At 70.5% G+C, this 21,225-nt stretch carries 15 protein-coding genes and 2 pseudogenes; 3 read left to right on the top strand and 14 right to left on the bottom strand.

All coding sequences use genetic code 11. The features are described 5' to 3' along the window. Positions 1-1,055: 1,055 nt before the first annotated feature. Positions 1,056-2,162: a DUF1559 domain-containing protein gene (locus TsocGM_RS22480; RefSeq protein ID WP_126727708.1), complete on the top strand. Its 1,107-nt coding sequence runs from the start codon at positions 1,056-1,058 to the stop codon at positions 2,160-2,162. Between the two features lie 168 nt (positions 2,163-2,330). Further along, positions 2,331-2,798 carry a hypothetical protein gene (locus TsocGM_RS22475; protein ID WP_126727707.1) on the top strand — a complete coding sequence of 156 codons (468 nt, stop codon included), beginning with the start codon at positions 2,331-2,333 and terminating at the stop codon, positions 2,796-2,798. 124 nt (positions 2,799-2,922) lie between these two features. On the opposite strand, the pseudogene TsocGM_RS22470 reads toward TsocGM_RS22475, so the two are convergent. The 6 genes and pseudogenes from TsocGM_RS22470 to TsocGM_RS26300 all read right to left on the bottom strand — a co-directional run. Continuing rightward, positions 2,923-4,197: pseudogene (locus tag TsocGM_RS22470) on the bottom strand (aldehyde dehydrogenase family protein); the annotation flags it as partial. 15 nt (positions 4,198-4,212) lie between these two features. Then, positions 4,213-4,359 carry an aldehyde dehydrogenase gene (locus TsocGM_RS26605; protein WP_199756871.1) on the bottom strand — a complete coding sequence of 49 codons (147 nt, stop codon included), beginning with the start codon at positions 4,357-4,359 and terminating at the stop codon, positions 4,213-4,215. A 47-nt stretch (positions 4,360-4,406) separates the two neighbouring features. Continuing rightward, complete coding sequence (locus TsocGM_RS22465; RefSeq protein ID WP_126727706.1) at positions 4,407-5,792, bottom strand: NAD(P)(+) transhydrogenase (Re/Si-specific) subunit beta; 1,386 nt, start codon at positions 5,790-5,792, stop codon at positions 4,407-4,409. Positions 5,793-5,795: 3 nt separating this feature from the next. Next, entirely contained in the window at positions 5,796-6,083 is a 288-nt protein-coding gene (locus tag TsocGM_RS22460; protein ID WP_126727705.1) for an NAD(P) transhydrogenase subunit alpha, read from the bottom strand. Between the two features lie 3 nt (positions 6,084-6,086). Then, on the bottom strand, positions 6,087-7,262 hold the full coding sequence (locus tag TsocGM_RS22455; RefSeq protein ID WP_126727704.1) for a Re/Si-specific NAD(P)(+) transhydrogenase subunit alpha: 1,176 nt from the start codon (positions 7,260-7,262) through the stop codon (positions 6,087-6,089). A 93-nt stretch (positions 7,263-7,355) separates the two neighbouring features. Beyond that, the gene (locus tag TsocGM_RS26300; protein WP_158633713.1) at positions 7,356-8,597 is read right to left on the bottom strand and encodes a mandelate racemase/muconate lactonizing enzyme family protein; all 1,242 of its coding nucleotides are present in this window, start codon (positions 8,595-8,597) and stop codon (positions 7,356-7,358) included. A gap of 363 nt (positions 8,598-8,960) precedes the next feature. Between TsocGM_RS26300 and TsocGM_RS26295 the strand changes: the two genes are divergently transcribed. Beyond that, on the top strand, positions 8,961-9,890 hold the full coding sequence (locus tag TsocGM_RS26295; RefSeq protein WP_158633712.1) for a hypothetical protein: 930 nt from the start codon (positions 8,961-8,963) through the stop codon (positions 9,888-9,890). A gap of 104 nt (positions 9,891-9,994) precedes the next feature. On the opposite strand, the gene TsocGM_RS22440 is transcribed toward TsocGM_RS26295, so the two are convergent. The 8 genes and pseudogenes from TsocGM_RS22440 to TsocGM_RS22405 all read right to left on the bottom strand — a co-directional run bounded on the left by TsocGM_RS22440 (position 9,995) and on the right by TsocGM_RS22405 (position 21,111). Beyond that, positions 9,995-10,675 carry a hypothetical protein gene (locus TsocGM_RS22440; RefSeq protein ID WP_126727701.1) on the bottom strand — a complete coding sequence of 227 codons (681 nt, stop codon included), beginning with the start codon at positions 10,673-10,675 and terminating at the stop codon, positions 9,995-9,997. Positions 10,676-11,641: 966 nt separating this feature from the next. After that, positions 11,642-12,607, bottom strand: coding sequence for a YybH family protein (locus TsocGM_RS22435; RefSeq protein ID WP_126727700.1), 966 nt, complete (start codon positions 12,605-12,607; stop codon positions 11,642-11,644). A 277-nt stretch (positions 12,608-12,884) separates the two neighbouring features. Next, positions 12,885-14,714, bottom strand: coding sequence for a tetratricopeptide repeat protein (locus TsocGM_RS22430; RefSeq protein WP_126727699.1), 1,830 nt, complete (start codon positions 14,712-14,714; stop codon positions 12,885-12,887). After that, positions 14,711-15,724 carry a YybH family protein gene (locus TsocGM_RS22425; RefSeq protein WP_158633711.1) on the bottom strand — a complete coding sequence of 338 codons (1,014 nt, stop codon included), beginning with the start codon at positions 15,722-15,724 and terminating at the stop codon, positions 14,711-14,713. The genes TsocGM_RS22430 and TsocGM_RS22425 overlap by 4 nt, the downstream gene beginning before the upstream one ends. Positions 15,725-16,235: 511 nt before the next feature. After that, positions 16,236-17,351, bottom strand: coding sequence for a hypothetical protein (locus TsocGM_RS22420; protein ID WP_126727697.1), 1,116 nt, complete (start codon positions 17,349-17,351; stop codon positions 16,236-16,238). A 176-nt stretch (positions 17,352-17,527) separates the two neighbouring features. Beyond that, positions 17,528-18,823 (bottom strand): DUF1254 domain-containing protein, encoded by a 1,296-nt coding sequence (locus tag TsocGM_RS22415; protein ID WP_199756870.1) that lies wholly within the window; start codon positions 18,821-18,823, stop codon positions 17,528-17,530. A gap of 230 nt (positions 18,824-19,053) precedes the next feature. Beyond that, positions 19,054-19,281 (bottom strand): annotated as a pseudogene (locus TsocGM_RS27310) (WD40 repeat domain-containing protein); the annotation flags it as partial. A 1,269-nt stretch (positions 19,282-20,550) separates the two neighbouring features. After that, the gene (locus TsocGM_RS22405; RefSeq protein ID WP_126727694.1) at positions 20,551-21,111 is read right to left on the bottom strand and encodes an ECF-type sigma factor; all 561 of its coding nucleotides are present in this window, start codon (positions 21,109-21,111) and stop codon (positions 20,551-20,553) included. Positions 21,112-21,225 lie beyond the last annotated feature (114 nt).

Below are 21,225 nucleotides of genomic sequence, written 5' to 3'. Positions count from 1 at the left end.
CCGCATCGCTGGTGGGCGTGGTCTGGGACGGGCAGGCCGACCGACGCCGACGGCGAGGGGGAGGTGCCGGGGCCCCGAGCCCACCGAACCTGCACCGGCAGCTTGACAGTCCCCCTCTCATAGATGGGTTCGCTCCGCGCGCGGAGCACCGGGAATGAGCGATCGGCTGGGGCCAGCTGGTCGAGTGGCCGCAATCGCCCCCGACCCCCGACGGGCGCGGATCGGTGCGCCGCGGCACGCCAGACCGCAAACGACGTTTTTCTTTTCACCAAAACAAATTGCAGCAATTATTCTCGGACAGAATGGGTTCGTTCCGCGCCGGTCACGCAGAGGCGGGCGGTTTGCTCTCGACCAATTGATTGAAGCACAGAATCATTCACGCACAATCGAAGTCCTGGCGCATCACGGCCTGGGGGATCGTCTTGCCAAAGAGGGCGAACACACAGACATGGGAGGGCGGATCGATCTCCGAAGGAACCGGTCCGATCGAGCGAGTCCCATGACGAGATGATCGGGGAACGGGGGAGGAGCGGTCAGGGGAGGTCGTCCGCTCGTGGCGAGGGTCGTGAGGGCGAGGGTGATGAAGGGGAATCGGCCGGCCGGAGCGCACGCTATCTTCCACGCATGAAAGTTCGAACGTGCTTCAAGCGGCCGCACAGGTCCCCTGGGGTCTTGGGTTGTCGAGCGGGCCCGTTGGGCGAAGCGCCGCGGCCGGAGCGATTAGCAAAAAATTGAAGTTTGGGGGGTTGACCAGTCAGTATGTGCCTGATATCGATGAAGACGCAGTTCCCGGTACGAAGTCCGGTGGTCTGGAACGATCCGGATTGCGCGGAAGGAAGGTCCGCTTACGGACGGTTGGTCGATCGGTCGAACGCCGTCAGTGTTCCCCACCCCCGATCGAACCATTCAGCATGACCACCGTCGCCCCTCGGCAGGGTGCCACCAAGGGGGGCGTTTCCGGATTTCGAGTTCGATTCACCTCTTGATTTCGCCCTATCACGCATTCGTGATTTCGGGCGAAGAAGCGATTGCGCCTAGCGCACAGGAGCGCACCCGTGAATGTCAGACATCGCCCACGCACTGGGTTCACGCTGATCGAGTTGCTGGTGGTCATCGCCATCATCGGAGTGCTCATCGCGCTGCTGTTGCCCGCCGTGCAGTCGGCCCGAGAGGCGGCCCGCAGGGCGCAGTGCACGAACAACCTGAAGCAAATCGGCATCGCGATGCACAATTATCACGACCAGTTCGGTGCCTTCCCGACGGGCGGGATCACCGGCTTCGCCCAGGGGAATGTCTGGGCCGGCAACGCGAATCTCCTCTGCTGGCGGGCGCTGGTGCTGCCGCAGATGGAAGGGACCAACACGTATAACGCCATCAATCTGAACATCAACACGTTGGGCGGCGGGCCAGACCCTGGCGCGATGTGGACGGCCTGGGTGACGGTCAACAACACCTGGCTGTGTCCCTCCGACGGCGAGAACGACAACGGGCTGCGTCCTTGGGGCGGCGTGGCGGGCGCGACCGGTCAGTGGCCGGCCGGCAACCCGCCGATCGCTCCCGGGACGAACTCGCCCGACCCCCGAGTGCCGGTGTCGAATTACGCGTTGAGCTTCGGCGACAACTACGCGGGAGGCATCCTCAACGGCGGCCTGCCCTGGGAGACCCCGCCGAGCGTGACCACCCTGCCTCCGGGGCAGCCCCGGATCGGCTGGCACGGCTTCTGGGGAACCAAGAACAGCGGAGGCCGGATGCGCGGCTTCTCGGACTACCGAGAGCTGCAGACCTGCAACATCGCCAGCGTGCGCGACGGCACGAGCAACACGCTGATGGTCGGCGAGGTCCTCCCCTACCGGGCGGCCGACAGCAACTTCTGGCACTTCAACGGCTCCAGCGCCGGCACGACCGTCCCGCTGGGCTGGAACTCCAACACCTTCCCGGCCACCGACCCAACGTGCGACCGGCAGTGGCAGAACGCCACCGCGCCGTTGGGATGCCGTTACTCAGCCGCCGCCAAGGGGTTCGTGAGTGAGCATCCGGGCGGCGCGAATTTCCTGTTCGCCGACGGCTCGGTGAAGTTTGTGAAGAACAACATCAACATCGTCACGTACTGCGCCCTGGGGAGCCGCAACGGCGGCGAGGTCGTCTCGGCCGATCAGTACTAAGCCGAGTGATGGTGGAAGCCTTCGGGCCGGGCGGTCGGGCACCGCGGTGCCCTTCGGCCTCGGCCCGAGGATCATCGGCGGGAGGGGAGACTCGGGGGGCGAAGCCCTCGCCGAGTTGTTCCGTTCCGTCTGATGGGCTGAGCATCGAACCCAAAAGGATCGCGACCGATGAGACCCCTGGCTCGTTTCCCCGCCCTGGTGGGCGGACTTCTTCTCTTGGTGCTTGCCGGCTGTGCCGATGATGGGATCGGCAAGCGTTACCCCGTCTCGGGCACCATTACCTACAACGGGGAGCCCGTGCCCCACGGGAACATTTTCTTCGTACCCGACGATCCGAACACCGGGCGGGCCGCCACCGGGACGATCGAGAACGGGCGGTATCGCCTCTCGACCGCCGGCAAGAACGACGGCGCCTTGCCCGGCTCCTACAAGATCCGGATCGTGGCCAAGGAGATCGACACCAGCCAGGTGCTGGCCAACGCCGGCGGCGGAGCCGGCCGTCAGGATGACATCATCGCGGCCAACCAGTCGGCCAAGCTGTTGATTCCGGCGAAGTACGAACTGGAGACGACCTCCGGCCTGACGGCGACGGTCGAGGAGAAGTCGAACACGATCGATTTCGCTCTGACCGATTGACCGCCTTTGCCAACGAACGCCCAGCCGTCCCGGCCCCTCCCTCAACGGGGCCGGGACGAACGAGGAAGACGGGAGAAGTCGCCGGCGACGAGGCTGGCGATCCGTCAGGCGAGACCGGGCCGGCTCAGCGGTACTTCAGGTAGACGGTCTTGCGGCGGAGGAAGTGTTCCAGGCCGTACTTGCCGTCGTCGCCGCCGATGCCGCTCTGCTTCCAGCCGGTGTGATCGCCGTGGATCGATTCGCCGGGGCCGCGGTTGATGTCGAGTTCGCCGACCTCCAGGTCGCGGACGGCCCGCATGATGCGGTTCACGTCGTTGGTGAACAGGTAGGCGGCCAGGCCGTATCGGCTGTCGTTGGCCAGGGCGAGCCCCTCGTCGAAGTCGGCGAACTCCATCACCGGGACGACGGGGCCGAAGATCTCCTTCTGCATAATGTCCATGTCCTGGCGGACGCCGGTCAGGACGGTGGGGGCGAACCAGTCGCCCTTGGCGTACTCCCCGCCAGCGAGGACCGACCCGCCGGTCATCGCCTTCGCTCCGCCGGCGATGGCCTCGGCCACGAACCGCTGGACCTTCTCCAGCTCGACCCGGCTGACCTTCGGGCCGACTTGGGTTCCCTCGGCGAGCGGGTCGCCGACCTTGATCTGCTCGACCCGGGCGACGAGCTTCTCCAGGAACGGACCGGCGATCGCCTTGTGGACGTAGGTCCGCTCGTTGGCGATGCAGATCTGCCCGCAGTTGAGGAAGCGGGAGAAGACGGCCGTCTCGACCGCCTGGTCAAGGTCGCAGTCGTCCATCACCAGGAACGGGGCCTTGCCGCCGAGTTCCAGGGAGACGGTGGTGACGTGGTCGGCGGCGGCCCGGGCGATCGCCTTGCCGGTCTCGACGCTGCCGGTGAAGCTGATGACGCCGGGGATCGGGCTGCGGACCAGGGCGTCGCCGACCGTCTCCCCCGGGCCGGTGACGACGTTGAACACGCCCGGAGGCACGCCGGCCTCCTCGGCCAGCTCGGCGAGCATGAGGGCGGACAGGGGCGTGTCCTCATGAGGCTTGAGCACGAGGGCGTTCCCCGCGATCAGGGCCGGCGCGATCTTCCGCACGGCCACCGCGATCGGGAAGTTCCAGGCGATGATCCCGACCGCCACCCCGACCGGCTGGGGAACGATCCAGAGCTGCTCGTCGGGCCGGTCGGCGGGGAGCATGTCCCCCTCGATCCGGCGGTCGAACTCGGCGTAGTCGCGGAACCAACTCTTCCCGAAGTCGACTTCGCCATCGGCCTCGTGCAGCGGCTTGCCGACCTCCTGGGCGAGCAGTCGGGCGAAGTCGTCTCGCTTCTGGTCGACTAGGTCGGCCCACTTGCGGAGCACCTTGCCCCGCTCGACCCCGGTCAGCCGACCCCAGCAGCGCTGGGCGTCTCAGGCCGATTCGAGGGCCTGCTGCACCTGGGCGGGCGAGGCCACCGGAATCGTGCCGATGACCTGCTCGTCGGCCGGGTTGAGCACCTCGAGGGTCTGGTCGCCGGCGAGCCAACGGCCGGCGACGAACATCGTGGCGTCGGTCATCTCGGATCCTTGAGGAGAGGGGAGGGCAAGGCGCTCGGCTGGGCCGATCAGCCCTTGAGGGCGGCGATCAGATCGACCAGGGCCTTCTTGCCGTCGGCGAAGTACATCAAGGTGTTGTCGGCGGCGAAGAGCGGGTTCGGGATGCCCGCGAAGCCGGGGGAGAGGGAGCGCTTGACGACCACGACGGTGCGGGCCTTGTCCACGTCGAGGATCGGCATGCCGGCGATGGGGCTGTTCGGGTCGGTGCGGGCGGCGGGGTTCACGACGTCGTTGGCGCCGATGACGATGGCCACGTCGGCCTGCTCGAACAGCGGGTTGACCTCCTCCATCGTGAGCAGCTTCTCATAGGGGATGTCGGCCTCGGCCAGCAGGACGTTCATGTGCCCGGGCATCCGGCCGGCGACGGGGTGGATGGCGAAGTCGACGTGGATGCCCCGGGATTCGAGCAGCTCGGCCAGGTCGCGCACCGAGTGCTGCGCCTGGCTGACGGCCAGGCCGTAGCCGGGGACGATGATCACCCGCTGGGCGATGTCCAGCAGCATGGCGATCTCCTCCGGGTCGGCCTTCTTGATCCGGCCGGCGTAGAGGTCATCCCCCTTGCCGCCGCCGGCCGCCGTCGGGGAGGCGCCGAGGCCGCCGAAGAGCACGTTGGCCAGCGACCGGTTCATGGCGTCGCACATGATCCGGGTGAGGATCAGGCCCGAGGCGCCGACCAGGGAGCCGGCGATGATGAGCATCGTGTTGTTCAGCACGAAGCCGGTGGCGCAGGCGGCCAGGCCCGAGTAGGAGTTCAGCAGGGAGATGACCACCGGCATGTCGGCCCCGCCGATGGGGATGACCGCCAGGACCCCCAGCACCGAGGCCAGCAGCACGAGCCCCCAGTAGAAGGCCGGCTGCTCCGGGTGCATCGCCACGCCCGCGGCCAGGGCGAGCGTGGCGGCGAGCAGGGCGGCGTTGAGGGCGTGCCGGCCCGGCAGCAGCACGGGGTTGCCCGAGATGACCTCCTGGAGCTTGCCGAAGGCGACCAGGCTTCCCCAGAAGGTGACGGCGCCGATCAGGCCCGAGGCCGCGGTGGCGATGGACATCTGAAGCTCGATGGTCCCCGACTCCTCGACCAGCGCCGCGCCGGCGACGAGCACCGAGGCCAGGCCGCCGAAGCCGTTGAGCAGGGCGACCAGTTGCGGCATGGCGGTCATCGCGATCCGGTAGGCGAGCACGGCGCCGACGGTCGAGCCGAGGAGCATGCCCAGGATGATCCCGCCGAATCCGATGATTTCCTGGCTGAGCAGCGTGACCACCACGGCGATGAGCATGCCGGTCGCGCCTAGGAGGTTCCCCCGCACGGCGGTGCGGGGGTGGGCCAGCCCCTTCAGGCCGAGAATGAAGAGGGCCGAGGCGACGAGATAGGCGAGGTTGATGAGCGAGGTGGTCACGGGTCAGCTCTTCCGTCGGAACATGCCCAGGATGCGGTGGGTGACCAGGAACCCTCCCACCACGTTGATGGTGGCCAGGGCCACCGCCAGGGTGCCCAGCACGGTGGTCAGCGTCGAGTACTGCTTGCCTGACGAGAGGATCGCCCCCACCAGGGTGATGCCCGAGATCGCGTTCGACCCGGACATCAAGGGGGTGTGCAGCGTGGGGGGGACCTTGGTGATGACCTCGAAGCCCACGAAGAGGGCGAGCACGAAGATCGTCAGGGCGGCGACCAGGCTTTCGCTATCCATCGGTCATGAGCTCCTCGACTCCCCCGCGGCGGCCCCGAGCGCCTCGAGCACCCGGGGGTGGACGACTTCGCCTCCCCGGGCGACGAGCGTCTCCCGGGTGATCTCGTCGTCGGTGTCGATGTTCAGGCGGCCGTCCCGGGCCATGTGGAGCAGCAGGGTGGTTAGGTTGCTGGAGTACATCTGGCTGGCGTGGAAGGGGACGAGGCTGGCGAGGTTGACCGCGCCGAGGATGGTGACGCCGTGGACGGAGACGGTCTGACCGGCTCGGGTCAGCGCGCAGTTGCCGCCGCGCTCGGCGGCCATGTCGACGATGACGGAGCCGGGGTTCATGCCCGCGACCATCTCGCCGGTAATGAGCACGGGGGCCTTGCGGCCGGGGACGTTGGCCGTGGTGATGACCACGTCGCTCTCGGCCACGGCCCTGGCCATCAATTCGCGCTGCTTGCGGTAGAACTCCTCGCCCTGGGCCCTGGCGTAGCCGCCGACGTCCTCGGCCTGGGTCGTTTCCAGCGGCAGCTCGACGAACCGGGCGCCGAGGCTCTGGACCTGCTCCTTGACCGCCGGCCGGATGTCGTAGGCGGAGACGACCGCGCCGAGCCGCTTGGCGGTGGCGATCGCCTGCAAGCCGGCCACCCCCACGCCGACGACCAGCACCCGGGCCGGCGAGATGGTGCCGGCGGCGGTCATCAGCATGGGGAACATCCGAGGCAGGGCGTCGGCCGCCATCAGCACGGCCTTGTAGCCGGCGACGGTGGACATGGACGACAGGGCGTCCATGCGTTGCGCCCGGGTGATCCGGGGCAGCAATTCGATGGAGAAGGCGGTGACGCCGGTTCGGGCCAGCTCCGCCACCGCCTCCGGCGCGCCGAGGGGCCTGAGGAACCCGAAGACGACCTGCTCGGGGCGATAGCGGGGCAAGTCGTCTCGTCCGGCCTCGGGGTTCGCCCCGAAGCCGAGCACGTGGAAGAGCACATCGGCCCGGGAGAAGACCTCGTCCCGAGAGCCGGCGAGGCTCGCCCCCTTCTGCTGGTAGGATTCGTCCGGGTAGCCGGCCGGGGCGCCGGCGCCAGGTTCGACCAGCACCTCGAAGCCCGCCTTCGTCAGCGCGGGGACCGACGCCGGGATCAGCGCGACCCGGCGCTCTCCCGGGAAGCTCTCCCTCACGATGCCGATGATCATGGAACCGCTCGCCTCTGGACCCATCGTTGCCCCGAGCAGCATCCCGTAATCGGCCGCCCGACTCAAGCCCCCGCCGGCCCGGCCCGCCGGTCGTCAGGCCCGGACGACCTGGGCCTCGTTCACATAGGCCGGGTCGATGGTGATGCCGAAGCCGGGGCCGCTGGGCACTTGGACCACACCGTGCTCGACCACCAGGGAGGAGGTGTCGCTCCGCACGGGGATGCCGGCGTTCCCCTTGAACTCGGTGAACTCGACCGGGTTGGGGAGACAGGAGACGAAGTGGGCGGCGTCGAGGTAGCCGAGGCCCGAGCCGGACATGTGCGGCGTGCACTTCATCCCGGCAGCGTCGGCCATACGGGCGACTCGCATCGAGCGGATGAAGCCGCCGTGGTAGTGCAGGTCGGGCTGGACGACGTCGACGGCTCGGTGGGCGATCATCCAGCGGAAGCCGTAGGCGCTGGCCTCCTGCTCGCCGTTGGCGACGGGGATCGTCAGGGCGTCGGCCACGGCCTTGGTGTCGCCGAGGTGGTCGAAGCGGCAGGGCTCCTCGAAGAAGGCGTAGCCGTGCTCCTCCATTAGCCGGCCGATCTCGATGGCCTTCGCCACGGAGTACGAGCTGTTGGCGTCGGCGTAGAGGGTCAGGTCGGGGAAGGCCGCTCGGACCATCGGGATCAGGGCCTCGGTCCGGCCGGGGAGCGAGTCGGCGTCGTCCTGGCGCATTCGGCCGCCGAGGCGGAACTTCAGGGCCTTCGCGCCGCTCTCGGCAACGAGGCGCCTGAGGTCCTCCACCTCCTCCTCGGGAGTGTTCCCCCGGGTGCCGCTGGCTCGGTAGACGGCGACCTCGCGACGGCGGACGCCCCCGAGCAGGTCGCCGATGGGCTGGGCCGAGTGCTTCCCCAGCAGGTCGAGGACGGCGAACTCCGCGGCGGCCACGCAGACCCAGAGGGCGAGGCCCTGATACTTGTAGTTGTCGCGGTGACGGTACAGCTCCCAGAGCAGATTCTCCAGGAGCCGGGCGTCCTTCCCCCGGAAGAAGGGGGCGACCCGGTTGACGAAGATCGGGTAGGTGTGCTCCAGGTGCATCGAGTTGGCGACCGACATCCCCTCGGCCCCTCCTCGGTCCCGGACGCGCACGAGGTACTCCCTGCCGTGGCGGAGCAGCTCCATCGAGGCGATCTCGACCGGCGAGCCCAGCCCCTCCAGCCGGAGGACCGGCTCCCGGGCGACCCGATCGAGTTCCTCCATGCTGACGTCGCGACCCTGATCGGCCCGCCCCCGTCGGGAGGAGAGGGCCATCGCGGTGGCACCGAGAAACGAGCGGCGGCGGAGTCTCATGGCGGCGGCCCCCGATTCGGAAGGGAAGGAGCGATCCCGCTCCTCAGGATCGCCCGATGGCCTCGTCCTGGGAAGGGGGAGGTGAGGTGTCGGGATTCGCGTCGCTCCCGGTCCTCCTGAAGATCCTCCTCCCCGCCGTCCGAGCGGCGAGGGCTGTCGGCGCCGGGTGCTCGGTCGGCGACCGCTCGCGGCGAGGGTCGGGAGGCGTGCCGGGTCTTCGTCGACGATCGCGTCCTGGTCGACTACGATGCGGTTGCGTCCCTTCGTCGATACCGGGACGTTCCGTCGCCGACACGCCGCAGGATCCCGATCCGTCCCGCCCTCGGGGAGATCGCCCGGATGGGACACCTCGGGAGCACTCCCATGAATCGCTCGATCGCGGACCGCATCGGCCGATCCCGGGCCAGGATGGCCGTCGGGGTCGGGTTCCTGGCCGTCGTCTCGGGGGCCTGCCTTGCCGGCGAGGATCCCGGGACCTCGGCGCCGGGGGTCCTGTTCCGAGAGGGGTTCAACGACGATCGCCTGGCCGATCGCGGGTGGTACGACGGCCGGACCTTCCTCATCACCCGGAACGGAGCCCGGGACGGGGGCTGCATCGAGTTCCGCTGGGAGCGAGGCGCCACCACCCCTTCCCGGTCGTCGGCCGCTCGCCACCTGTTCGAGCCGTCGGAAGCCGTCTTCCTGCGGTGCTTCATCCGGCTGTCTCCCGACTGGGGCTGGTCGGGCCGCTCGTATCATCCCCACCTGATGCAGTTCATGACCACCGAGAACGGCCCTTATCACGGCCCGGCCGCGAGCCGGTTGACCGTCTACGTCGAGGCGAACGGGGGAAAGCTCCGCCTGGCCGCCCAGGACATCCAGAATCAAGACGCCCCCCACGGGCTGACCCAGGGGCCGATCCGGGGCGGGTACAACGGGACCTTCTTCGACAGCGAACACGTCCTGTTCGACGATGACGACTGGCACTGCGTCGAGGCCCTCTTCCGGCTGAACAGCCTGGACCCCGACGGGGAAGCCCCCAGAGCCGATGGAATCGTCCGGGGCTGGTTCGACGGCGAGCTCGTGGTCGACCGATCGGACGTGGTCCTCCGGTCCGCCGACTACCCCGAGATGAAGTTCAACCAGTTCCTGCTGGCCCCCTACTTCGGGCCCGGCCTCTTGCCCCACGAGCAGTCGCTCTGGATCGACGACCTCGTCGTCGCCACCGGGAACCCCGGGCCCGAGCTTGCCTCCCCCGACGCCGAGACCGCCGGGGAGGCGAATTCGCCCGGAACACCGCCGCCCGGCTCCTGAGCCGGACGATCGCCCTCGCGGAACCCAATCGCGCCGGCACCAAGATCACGCCGGAATTGAAATAAGAGATCGTCGATCTATCCCAATCAAACAGGACGGGCTCCCTACGGGCGGGGAGGCATCGAGGGAACGGCCTGCCCGCCCTGCCCGGGATCGGGAAGGCGGACCAGGGTGAACTGCCGCTGCGAGCCGTCGGGGGAGTGGACCAGCATCGTCGCCTCGTCGCCGGTGAGGTTGGCGATCCCCGCCTCGTAGACGGGTGTCTGGTCGCCGCCGATGGTCCAGGCGACCCGCTGGGCCTGAGGATCGACCGCTCCGGCGAGCGGACTCGCCTGGTTTGCCGCCAGGTTGAAGTAGTTGCCCCGGATCGCCCCCTGGCCGTTCACGGCGAGCTGGAAGAGGTCGTTGGGCGGGGATTGATCGTCGACGACCATGGCGAAGACGCCGATTGGCTGCCACTGGTCGTTGGGCGCGGGCTCGTTGGCTCCCGAGGCGGCGATCTGGGCGGCCTGAGAGGCGTAGTCCTGGGGGGTTCCGGCCGGGTCTCCGTTGACGTAGACGGCGTCGGCTTGGGCGATCACGTTGCCGCCGTAGTCATAAGGAGCGGGCTGCGCGGCCATCCCGAGCATCGCGGCGAGGGCGCCGTACCCCGGGTTCACGTAGAGCGAGGGGTCGGTCATGCCGGTCGGCTGCCAGGCGCCGGGATACCCGGCGTACATCGCCGGGCTGAAGACGGGATAAGCGTAGGCCCCGGCAACCACGGTGTTTCGCTGGGCGTAGAGCACGGAGTCGGGGACGTGGTAGGTCCCGTAGGGCCTGTCCTCGCCGGGGCGGCCGACCCCTCCCGCGCCGGGTCCCGGGCGGACGCCAAGGCCGCTGTCGGGCCCGCCGGCTCCTCCCGCTCCCGCACCAGGGCGCAGGCCAAGGCCGCTGTCGGGCCCGCCGGCTCCCCCGGCGCCGAGGCCAGGACGAAGGCCAAGGCCGCTGTCGGGCCCGCCGGCTCCACCGGCGCCGAGGCCAGGACGAAGGCCAAGGCCGCTGTCGGGCCCGCCGGCTCCTCCCGCTCCCAGGCCCGGCCGACCCTCCCCGGCACCGGGGGGCACTCCCGCCCCACTGGCCGGGCCGCCGGCTCCTCCCGCACCGACACCGGGGCGGCCGACTCCTCCGGCGCCGACGCCCGGCCTCCCCGAACCGCCGGCGCCGAAGCCCGTGCCCGGCCTCCCCGAACCGCCGGCGCCGAAGCCCGTGCCTGGCCCGCCAGTCCCGCCGGCGCCGAAGCCCATGCCCGGTCCGCCAGTCGAGCCGCCGCCGAATGGCCCCAAGGAGCCGCCAGGCTGCATCCCGCCCTGGGGACCCCGAGAGGAGAGCCCTCCGCCGGCGCCTCCCCCTTGCTGGAATCCGCCTCGGCCGGACGAGAGTCCCCCGCCGAAGCCTCCGCCGCGAGACATCCCGCCGCCCTGCATCCCGCCACGAGTCATCCCGCCACCCTGCATCCCGCCACGAGTCATCCCGCCGCCCTGCATCCCGCCTCCGCCGCGAGACATGCCGCCGCCCATTCCCCCGCCTCCGCCGCGAGACATGCCGCCACCTCGGCCGCCGCCGCCCCGGCCTCGTTGGGCGAGGGCCTCGAGGTCGGGCAGGAGGATCGCGAGGATCAGCACCGAGATCGTGACGAGCGAGCGACGCATGGGGGAAGCTCCCAGGAGACGTGCGGATCGGGGACGGATGAGGAGGGGAGGATCGGGCCCGGCTCACTCCTCGGTCGAGACCCGGGTGACCTTGACGGGGGGGAGATCAGGCAGCTCGACATCATCGAGGAGCCGATCGACCGACTGCCAGGTGAACATATCGTCGTCAATCCGGCGCAGGATGTTGGTCTCGAAGAGGGTCCGGCCGTCGGGCAGCGTGCCGGCGGCGTCGAGGACCCAGTGGCCGCCGTCCTCGTACCAGTCGGCCTCGCCGACGCCGCCGTCGACCCCGAAGGTCCAGGTGTGGATCGTGCCGAAGGCGGGGTCGACCCCAATGACCTGCATGCCGCTGAGTTCCAGGCCCTGATCCTTGATCGAGAATCGCGATTGGATGAATTTCTTGTTCGGGACCCACGCGTAGGAGGTCCGGATCTCGGTCCCCTCGCCGACTTCGGACGCCCAGTCGCCGATCAGCCAGGCCAGGTCCTCGATCGAGGGGGCATCGGCCGCCGACTCGATCAACTGGGCCAGGAGCCAGGCCCCCTCCTCTCGGACCAGGAGCGCGCGATAGGAGGCCCTGGTCTCGGACCGGGTCGGTCCCCGTCGGACGGCGACGGTCCCCTCCTCGACGGCCGAGCCGGACGAGAGGAACCGGAGCGCCTCGGGGCGGACGTCGGCCGAAACCTCGGGGGCCTGGGCGAAGAAGGCGGAGAAGGCCTGGCGGATCGCGGATCGCCCCCGGACCAGCTCCCCTGAGTCGGTCCGCAGCTCGCCCTCCTCCGTCCAGTGGGCGGCAAGGGCCTCGGCATCCCTCGCCTCGAACGCCTCCTCGAAGGACCGCATCACCGATCGGATGGCCTCCCGGTCCTGCTCCCGAGCCCCCGGGGAGCCCTCGGGAGCGGTCTCCTCGCCGGAAGGAGGGGCCTCGTCCTCCTGGACGGGCATCGCGACGACCCCCGTCGAGGCAATCGCCCCCACGAGGAGGAAGGCCGGCCAGTGGCCGGTGCTCAGGCCGAGACGAGCGGGCATGGAGATGATCCTTTCGGGGAAGGGATCGAGAGGATGCACTGCGTTCTCAAATCAGCAAAAATAAAGAGATGGCAAAGAGCAGAACGACCCGATCCCATCCGCCTGGTCCGCTCCGGGGCCGGCCCCGAGGAGGGCGAGGAGGCCCGGCGAGTCGGGCGAGCCGCCGTCGAGGACGGCCTCGACCGCCGGGAAGAGGACCGTCGCCGAGGTCCGAGATCCGGCGGTCCTCGGCCCGGCTCGGGAGTCGGGCCGAGGACGGGGCGGGCCGGGTCGAGGATCATCGAGAGAACTGGAGGCCGGGATCGCCGGAGGAGTCTCCCGCGACGGTGAAGGTCATGTGGTCGGTGTCGGCCCAGGACACGCGGCCGACCAGGACGGGGCCGTTGTTCTGGGCCAGGGTCAGCAGGCCGTCGCCGAAGGTCGAGGAGCCGGAGAATCGGCTCGTCTTGCCCCCCGTCGAGGCGTCCCAGGTGAACGAGCCGTCCGGCTGGATCTGGAGCGTGATCGTGGTCCCGGGCGCCGGGCTGGCCGTCCAGGAGCCGGCGATCGTCGCCCCCTGCGGCGGGGAGGAGTCGGCCGGGGAGGGCTCGGGGGAGGGCGTCGCCGGGGTTGAGGAGTCGGAGGAGGAGAGCTGCGCCAGCAAGGTCGCCGAGAGGCGGTCGTTGGGATTCAACGCGGTGACCTGCTTCAGGACGGCGACGGCCGCGTCCGTGTGGCCCTGCGTCAGGTAGTGGTAGGCCAGCACGAAGCGGTCGGCGGCCGACTGGGGGTTCTCCTTGCAGGCCGATTCCAGGGCTCGGAGCTGCTCGGTGTAGGTCGAGGCGTCGGGATAGAGGCCGATCATGGTCGCCCAGTCCCACCCCGGCCCGACGGAGAGGACCGCGTAGAGCGTCTCGGCGGCCTCATCGTAGCGGCCGATCGCGAACAGGCAGAGGGCCCGGAACTGGTGCAGCGCGGTGTCGTTGGAGAGCTGCGAAAGGGCGGCGTCGGCCTGGCGGAGGGCGCCTTCGTAGTCTCCCTGGAGGAAGGCGGCCCGGGCGGCATCGAAGGTCGAGACGGCCTGGGAGGTGGCGTCCCCCTCCTCGGGGACGGTGGTGGTGGCGATCGGCTGGGAGTAGTCGTAGCCAACGCCCTCGACGACGGGGACGGCGACGACGTAGGGGTTCACATACGGCAGATAGCCCAGGTCGTAGAGCAGCGAGCCGTATCCCCAGGCGCCCAGCCCCCAGCCCAGACCATACCCGGCCAGGCCCCAGGCCGCGGCGTTGCGCCATCCCCAGGAGGCGGCCTCGTGGCCGTTCCAGTAGCCGTGGATCCAGCCGGCATGGTACGCGCCGTAGGGGTTGAAGCCGAAGGGCCGGGCCGCGGAGACGCCGAAGGCCCGGTCGCCGCCGGCCGCGACGCCCCGGGGACCGATCGCCACGCCAGCCCGCTCTCCGGCCGCGGCGAACCCCCCAGGGCCTCGGGCGGCGACCTCCCGGTCGCCGGCGACCGCCGTCCCTCGTGGTCCGGAGGCGGCCTCGAAGCCCGACCGGCCGCCAATCGCCCGACCTCCCGGGCCGACCGCGCCGCCGGCCCGGCCGACGTCGGTGAACGACCGACCCCCCAGCCCGGTCGCCCGGATTCCCCCCACGGCCCGGCCGGCCTCGGCTCCTCCCGGCCCGACGACGCCTCGGCCGGCGGCGCCGTAGTCAACCGATCCTCCCCTCGGGCCGGAGTACGACCCGGACGCGATTCCCGACCGGGAGGTCCCTCCCATCGGGCCGCTCCCGAAGCCTCCGGCTCGGGGAGCCATGCCCCCGGCGTACGGGTTGTCGCCGCGGAAGGCGCCTCCGGCCCGATTGAGGCCCCCGGCGGCGCCGAGCGTCGGGGCCCGGCCGATCGGGGCGGCGCCGATCCCGCCTCGGAAGCCGCCCACTTGGGGGGGCAGACCGCCTCGGAAGCCGCCGGCCCCGGCCCTCATGCCGCCGAGGCCGCCGCGCATGCCGCCTCCCCCCATCCCTCCCCGGAACCCGCCTCCCCGGAAGCCGTGGGCGGTCGCTTCTCCGCAGGAGAAGGCAAGCACGAGGCCGGCCGTCAGCAGTCGCTGCACCAGGACGAGTCTCATCGCGGGCTCCTCTCGGCGTGGGAGGGGGAGGTCGGGCGGGTCGGGGCCGAGGAGGGAGGGGCCTCGTCTCCCAGGCCCGGATGGGGGGGCACTCGGGAGAGCACGGATCGCTCTTCTCCCGAAATCTCCTCGCCGTCGATCGTCAGGCCGGTCCGTGTCCACCGCACCTGATCGGGACCGATCCGCTCCAGGATCCGGATGGACGAGGCGGCCAGGCCGTCGGGGCTGACGCCCGATTCGGAGATCACCCAGCGGTTGCCGTCCCGCTCCCAGGTCGCCTCGCCGAATCCTCCCTCGGAGTCGAACTCCCAGGAGCGGAAGGCGCCGGCGATCGGGTCCCAGCCGATGCGCTGAGAGACGCGGTGGACGACCTCGCCGGCCTGCCGGATGGTGGCCTCCCGGAGCAGGAAGTGGCCGTCCGGCGACCACTGGCACTCGACCCTGGCCTCGGATTCGGGCCCCTCATCGACCCACTCGCCGACCAACCAGGCCAGTTCCCGCAGCCGATCTCGGGGAGCGGGGAGCGGGTCGGCCTCCTCCCGGACGCTGACCAGCAGCCAGTGGCCGTCTCGCTTGACGTACAGGGCGGTGTAGAACCGTCGGATCGGAGGGCCGTCGGCCGGGAGGACGACGGAACGCCCCTCCTCCTTGACGACTTCGGGGCTCAGCAGGCGGACATGTTCGGGGGAGAGTTCGATCCTGGCGCCGGGCTCGGCCTCGAACAGCTCGGCATAGCTTCGCTCGATGAGGGATCTCCCCTCGTAGCGGGCGCCGTCGGTTTCGAAGACCTCGGCGTCGTCGGCGTACATGGCGGCCAGCGCGGGGGCGTCGGCCCGGTTGTACGCGGCGACGAACGCGGCGTTGAAGTCGCGGAGGGCCTGCTCGACCTGGGAGGCCGGCGGGGCGGGCTCCTGGGCGGTGCTCGGGGCGCCGACCCCCCAGAGGAGGCTACCGAGCAGGATCGGGGCGACCGGCTCGCGGCGCGGCCGGGACGGTTCGGGGGTCGCCATCGTTGCGGGTCCTCTCGGGTTCCGGGGGCGGTCGTCCGGCCCGGGTGCCTCCCCTCGGGCGCCGGGGCTCGGGCACAGAGGCCGGGCTGAGATATCGTAGGTCGCGAGTCGGCCGGACGCCGGGCCGATCAGGGGGCCTGGACGATCGGGGTTCATTTGTCCATCGGGCGATTGAGCCAGGACAGGAGGTCCTCGCCTTCAATCGCCCTGCCCGGATCCGGCTCTCCCGGAGCCGGGACGGCGTCGGGAGTCGCCGGCTGGGGAGGCCGAGGATCGCTCGCGCCGGCCTCCGCAAGAAACGAGGCCCCGCACCCCTTGCACCGGTGCCGGCGGCCGAGCAGGCCGAGGTCGATCCAGCCCCCCCGACCGCAGGAGGGGCACTCGATCCGAGTTGTTGCCATCGTCTTGCCTCTCGACGCCGAGGTCGGGTAGGAGGTCGGGGTTGGTCGCGATCGCCCCCTGGAGGGGGCCGTCGGGGGGCCGTTTCGGCTCCCGACGGCCCGGGGGCGCCTCACGGGGCGTGGGCGGGGGCCGAGACGACCTGCTCCCACGGCACCTGGTCGAACATGGCGGCCGGGGGAGGCGAGCCGGCCGGGGCCGCCTGCGCCGGGGACGGGGCCGGGGCCGGGGCCTGCGTCGGGGGAGGGGCGCCGCCGCCGGCCTGGGCCATCCGGCGGGACCGGAGCTGGACGAGCTTCGGGGAGAGCGACGAGAGGTAGACGACCTTCTCCTGCTGGTCGTCGGCCGGGCCAAACTGCAGGCAGTAGGCGTGCATGAAGTTCAGCGCGTTGACCAGCGGCACCTCCTCGACCTCGCGGACCTTCTCCAGGATCTCCCGGATGTTCTTCTTGCTGCGGAGCATCTGGAGCAGGCCGACGTGGGCCTTCAGGTAGCGCTCGGCCTGGGCGTAGTTGGGGCCGCGGAGCCGGGAGTGGGCGACGCTCCGCATCGCCTGGAGCAGGTCGATACCCTTGTCGACCAGCTCGTCGGGCACATCCTGGCCCCGGGGGATGACTCGGGCCTGTTCGACCAGCGCGGCGTACGAGTCTCGGGACGACTGGAACGCCGGCCCGGAGAGCACATCGGGCCAGTCCTCGGCGGCAAGCCGCTCGATCGAGACGACGATTCCCTGGGCGGCCGACTCCAGCGGGAGGGACCGGACCTCGTTGGAGGAGAGCGTCAGGCCCTCGCCCACCTGCACCAGCAGATCGTGCGGGATCTGGGGGTTGGACAGCCAGTGCAGCAGCGCATTGGGTCCGTCTCCGCTGATGATGTCGGCGTCGGTCGCGGCGTTCAGGTGCCGATCCTGCAACGCCAAGCGAGCGTTCTGGTCAAGCCGCTCCTGGCGGGCCATGCTCGCGTAGTATTCTTGATGGTTGCGCTCGTTACACTGGTAGATATACTCGTTGAACTGCATCGCCGTGTTGGCGTTGATGCTGCGGGCCTCGGCGGTCTGCTCGTTGAACTGGCCGGCCCCGGCGGCGAAGTTGCCCATCCCGTAGGCCCGGGTGCCCTGGATGGAGGCCCCGCCTCCCCAGCCTCCCCAGCCCCACTGGGCCTCTCCGGTCGGGCACAGGACCAGGCCGAGCAGTCCGGCCAGGCCGGCGATCATCGTTCGACGGATCATGATGTGCTCCTCGGATGGGTTCGGAACATCTCGGGCGCGGTCGGGGCCGACGAGGCCCGTCCCTCGACCGGCAAGGAACGAAGTCTGGATGGTTGAGACGCGCTCTGGCCGCCTGGCCGGGCGGCGAGGGGGGCGGGGGAGTGTCGGCGGCCCGAAGCCGGGCGGCCACCCGCCGGTCAGTCGACCGGCTCGATCTCGCTCGGGCGCCAGCTCTTGTCGAAGAACGGCTCGAGCGGGCTGTACAGGCGGAGGATCACGAACCATCCCTTGCCGGGGGTCGTCTGGATCCAGTTGCCTCGGCCGACGCCCTCGGGAGGGGCGGGGGCGAAGTAGACGGTGGTCGAGCCGTCGCCGTCCGGCTCGGCGGCGGGGGACGGATAGCTCTGGCTGCGGGCTCTCGGGTAGCGCTGCGGCGTGTCGAGCATCGACCGCGTCATCGGGTCGTAGACCGTCAGCGACCAGAAGTTGGCCGCGGGGATCCCCTCGGGCAGAGTCACCTTGTAGGTCTTCGAGCCGTCGAGGTCGTTGTCGTCGGCGTCCTTGATCGCCAGGAGGTACTGCGAGCCGACCCCGGTGAGGCGCATCGCCATCGCGGGGGTGATCCCGGTGATGGAGTAGAAGAAGCTTGAGCGAGCGTCCATCGTCCGGTAGCCCGAGGGCGGGAAGGGCCGGGCTCCCCGAGGGGTGATCTCGGGAATCGGCGTCTCGAACTGGTACCCGGTCTCGAAGAGGAAGTTGAACCAGGAGGAGTCGGGGTAGTAGTACCAGCTCGGGTCGCGCGGGCTCATGAAGAGGGTGCGAGCGCTCGCGTTCGCCAGGGCGACCGCCTCGGTCATGATCCTCCTCATGCGGGCGTCCGGGGCGAACGGCTTCCCCTTGATGATGCCGATCGCGGCGATCGGCCCCATCGGCTCGGGGTCGATCGAGGTGGCCGGCTCGCGCTGCACCACCGTGTCGAGCATCTCGAAGAAGGTCCAGTCGTTGGGCGGAATGGTGTTCATCCGCTGACCGCTGCCCTCGTGGAAGACTGTCGGCGGCGGCGGAGAGACCGTCGCCAGCCCGGACCTCCCGGCGAGGAATTCGGAGATCGGCGTACCGACGCCTCCTGGCACGTAGGGATCGACCCGGGTCGACGCTCGGATGGTCTCGACCACCGGGCCCGGATCGCGGCCGTCCTCGAGGAACGACCGGCCGAACCACAGGATGCCGGTGATCCGGGCCCGAGCGATGGAGTACCCGCCCACCGGGAGCGTCCCCTGGTATCCCGGGGGCACGATCAGATACCTCCCCCCCTCCCCCCGGTCGGGGCCGGCCATCCCCAGGTCGATGACCCAGCGGAACCAGGCGTCCTGGACCGCCCCGAGGAACCGGGGAGGAGTCTCCAGCACCACTGGCCCGTCCGAGAGGTCCAGCGTGCCCATGACAGAGATCGTGTCGGCGTTGGCCGTAAGGAACAACGAGTTCGCATCCATGAGCTCCGAGAAGACCAGGACCTCGTTGTCCCGCACTCCGAGGCCCTGGAGGCCCTCGCGCATCGCCTGGATGCTGACGCCCCGAAGGCTGTCCATGAACGCTCGAAACGCGTAGGAGAAATCCAGGTTGTCGTATACGGCCTGCGCCGAGGCGGGGGTGGGGGCTCGCCCTTCTCGCAGTCCCAGACCCGGACCTGGCGATCCCGGCAGGCCGAGACGAGCCGCCGACCGTCGGGGCTGAAGGCGGCGGAGTAGACGAGATCCGGGTGCTCCGGCAGCTCGGCGACGACCGCCCCCGTCTGGGAGTCCCGGACGCGGACCGAGCCGTCGTAGGATGCCACGGCCAGGAGCCGGCCGCTCGGCGAGAACCGGGCGTCGTGGCACGTGTCGCCGTGAACGACGGGGGCGAAGCGGGGCCTCCCCGAATCGGCCTCCCAGAAGCGGAGGTCGTTGCCCATGCCCCAGGTCAGAATCGTCCGGCCGTCGGGGCTGAAGCAGGCGCCCGCAACCGTGTTCTCGTGCTCCAGGGCCGGGGTCGCGAACGCCCCGGCCTCGACGTCCCAGACCCGGGCGAGGTCGCCTCCGGCGATCGCCAGGAAGCGGCCATCGGCGCTGAACTCCAGAAGGCGGACCCGGCCGGGAAAGGCAATCCGGGTCGTCGTCCCTCCCTCGGGGAACGAGCAGAGGCTTACGCCCCCCTCCCCGGCGGCGACCGCGATCGATCGGCCGTCGGGGCTCCAGGAGGCGGCCGTCGCCTTGGTCGAGCCGTCGGGGAACGGCAGGGAGAGCTCGCGGTCGAGGTCCCAGAGCCCGTGCTCGGCGTCCCGAGTGGAGCCGTCGATGAGGGTGGTCGCGATCAGGTGGCGCCCGCCCGGATGGAGTGGGAGGCCGCCGGGCCAGGAGTCGTCGGCAAGCACGGCCCGGATCGGGCGGATCGCCCGGTCGGCCCAGGTCCGGGCCCGGATGGCGTTGATCTGTCGGCGGTGGGTGTCGGCCTCGGCCACGGCCCGGGCCAGCGGCTCGACCAGCCCGGCCGACCAGCCGGCGGCCCGGGGGGTGCCGTCGAGCAGCCGGTCCAGGCCGCCGCCCTCGACGTACTCCAGCTCCAGGTAGGGCAACCCGTCCCGCTCGCCGATGTGGTAAATCTGCACGATGTTCGAGTGGCGGACCCGGGCGATCGCCTGCGCCTCGACCAGGAACCGGGAGACGGCCTCCGGCCGGGCGTGGGCCCCCCCAGGATCATCTTCAGGACACACGGCCGGTCGAGCTTGACCTGCCGGGCCTTGTACAGGACCCCCATGCCGCCTCTGCCCAGCTCGCCGAGGAGCTCGTAACCCTCCACGGCCGGCAGCACGGGCCCAGCCCGCTCCGGTGGCCCTCCGGAGCCAGGAGCCGGGGGAATGGGCGTGGTCCGGTTCCCGTCGGAAGAAGACCACCAGCCGGAGCCCCGATCGATCGGATCGATCGAGGGCCCAGCCGGCCCGACCACCGGACGATCGAGCAGATCGTCGGGCCGCAGGTGGGCCCTCAACAGCGCCTCGACTCGGCTCCTCAACAGCGCATCCCCGGCACAGGCCCGATCCAGGGCATCGGCGTACTCCCCGGGGTCGTTCTCCTCGACCACCCGCAGGAAGACGCTCTGGACGAGGCTCGGATCCGGGGGCATGGCGAGGTCCTCGGGGGGCGAGGGGCTCGGCGAGGCGAGGTGCCGACGACTGCGAGGCGGTTCAGTCTCCCAGGTCGTCCCGAAGCCAGGCCCGGGCGTAGGTCCACTTCTTCCGGGCCAGGTCGACCGTGATCCCGAGCACGGCGGCCACCTCCTCGTGCCCCAGGCCGGCGAACTGGCGAAGCTCGACGACCTTGGCCGCCACGGGGTCCTCGGCCGAAAGCCGGTCAATCGCGTCGTCGAGGGCCAGGAGGTGCTCATCCGGATCGAGGGCCGGGGGCTCCTGGAGGTCGACCCGACGGAAACCGCCTCCCCGCTTCAGCCGACGCTTGCGGCGGGCATTCTCGACCAGGATCCGCCGCATCGCCTCGGCCGCGGCGGCGAAAAAGTGGCCCCGGCCATCCCAGAGGGGGCCCGTCCCGTCGCCGACCAGGCGCAAGTACGCCTCGTGCACGAGGGCCGTCGCCTGGAGCGACGGCCCTGCCGGCGTCTGTGCCAGCCGCAGCGCCGCCAGTCGCCGCAGCTCGTCGTAGACCAGCGGAATCAGGTCGCTCGCCGCCCGAGGTCCCTCCGGGCTCGATCCCGATGGACTCGCCCTCGTCTGGTCGGGTTCCTGTCCCATGGGAGCCCCCCGCACCCGATCGCGATCGGTCGACCCGGCTCCTCGTCGGCCGAACCGGTCCCGGGCTCGACGATCCGGATGAGATACGAACGCCGCGCCGCCGTGATAAAAGAC

Origin of the sequence: Tautonia sociabilis, assembly GCF_003977685.1 — a bacterium.
In the GTDB taxonomy this organism is placed as follows: Bacteria; Planctomycetota; Planctomycetia; order Isosphaerales; family Isosphaeraceae; genus Tautonia; species Tautonia sociabilis.
This window is presented reverse-complemented; position numbering and strand designations above follow the sequence as displayed.

What these genes read in the sequence shown, in the direction of transcription:
- TsocGM_RS26605 (WP_199756871.1), bottom strand. Translation starts at nt 4,359, where the DNA reads ATGACCGACGCCACGATGTTCGTCGCCGGCCGTTGGCTCGCCGGCGAC.
- TsocGM_RS22420 (WP_126727697.1), bottom strand. Translation starts at nt 17,351, where the DNA reads ATGATCCGTCGAACGATGATCGCCGGCCTGGCCGGACTGCTCGGCCTG.
- TsocGM_RS22435 (WP_126727700.1), bottom strand. Translation starts at nt 12,607, where the DNA reads ATGCCCGCTCGTCTCGGCCTGAGCACCGGCCACTGGCCGGCCTTCCTC.
- TsocGM_RS22405 (WP_126727694.1), bottom strand. Translation starts at nt 21,111, where the DNA reads ATGGGACAGGAACCCGACCAGACGAGGGCGAGTCCATCGGGATCGAGC.
- TsocGM_RS22430 (WP_126727699.1), bottom strand. Translation starts at nt 14,714, where the DNA reads ATGAGACTCGTCCTGGTGCAGCGACTGCTGACGGCCGGCCTCGTGCTT.
- TsocGM_RS26295 (WP_158633712.1), top strand. Translation starts at nt 8,961, where the DNA reads ATGAATCGCTCGATCGCGGACCGCATCGGCCGATCCCGGGCCAGGATG.
- TsocGM_RS22455 (WP_126727704.1), bottom strand. Translation starts at nt 7,262, where the DNA reads ATGATCATCGGCATCGTGAGGGAGAGCTTCCCGGGAGAGCGCCGGGTC.
- TsocGM_RS26300 (WP_158633713.1), bottom strand. Translation starts at nt 8,597, where the DNA reads ATGAGACTCCGCCGCCGCTCGTTTCTCGGTGCCACCGCGATGGCCCTC.
- TsocGM_RS22425 (WP_158633711.1), bottom strand. Translation starts at nt 15,724, where the DNA reads ATGGCGACCCCCGAACCGTCCCGGCCGCGCCGCGAGCCGGTCGCCCCG.
- TsocGM_RS22415 (WP_199756870.1), bottom strand. Translation starts at nt 18,823, where the DNA reads ATGGATGCGAACTCGTTGTTCCTTACGGCCAACGCCGACACGATCTCT.
- TsocGM_RS22460 (WP_126727705.1), bottom strand. Translation starts at nt 6,083, where the DNA reads ATGGATAGCGAAAGCCTGGTCGCCGCCCTGACGATCTTCGTGCTCGCC.
- TsocGM_RS22475 (WP_126727707.1), top strand. Translation starts at nt 2,331, where the DNA reads ATGAGACCCCTGGCTCGTTTCCCCGCCCTGGTGGGCGGACTTCTTCTC.